Raw genomic sequence first — 667 nt, 5'->3', positions numbered from 1 at the left:
CCCATCGACCAGCCGTCCGAGATGATGTGATGCTGGGTCAGCAGGAAGACGTGTTCCTCATCCGACATCCGCACCAGACGCCCGCGGATCAGCGGCCCGCGCGCAAGATCAAACGGCGTGCGTTCCTCTTCATGGCATAGATCCGAAAGTGCCGCTTCCGTATCCGCCCTCTGCCGTAGATCGTGCTCAGACACCGGCAGTCCCGCATCCGGCGGCAGGATCTCAACCCGTGGCTTGGCCTGCGGCGCGACAAAGACACTGCGCAGCGCCTCGTGACGCGCAAACAAACGGTCAAGGCTGCGCTGCCAGGCGCTGCGGTCGAGCACCCCGCGCAGCCGCAAGGCTAGCGGAACGTGATAGTGCGTGCTGCCTTCGCCCAGCTGTGCCAGAAACCACAACCGCTGCTGCGCAAACGACAGCTCAAGCGGCTCATGACGCGATACGGCCACAATCGCCGGCAGGTGTTGGGGGCCGGAGCGGCTCAATACCTCGACGATTCTTGCCGCAAGATCGCCCAGCACCGGCCTGGCGAACAGCGTCGACAGCGGCAGTTCGACCCCAACAGCCTGCGACAGCCGGCTCGACACCTGTACCGCCAGGAGCGAGTGGCCGCCGAGCTCGAAGAAGTTGTCGTGGCGTCCGACCCGCTCCAGCCCTAGAAGCTCCG

General features: G+C 65.2%; 1 protein-coding gene. It reads right to left on the bottom strand.

Annotated elements, in window-relative coordinates; all coding sequences use genetic code 11:
- A partial coding sequence (locus tag GCT19_RS42405; RefSeq protein ID WP_152855125.1) for a condensation domain-containing protein occupies positions 1–667 on the bottom strand: 667 nt, incomplete at both ends.

The organism is Paraburkholderia atlantica, assembly GCF_009362785.1.
GTDB lineage: Bacteria > Pseudomonadota > Gammaproteobacteria > Burkholderiales > Burkholderiaceae > Paraburkholderia > Paraburkholderia atlantica.
Note: the sequence above shows the minus strand (reverse complement) of the source record. Positions and strands in the feature narration are given on the sequence as shown.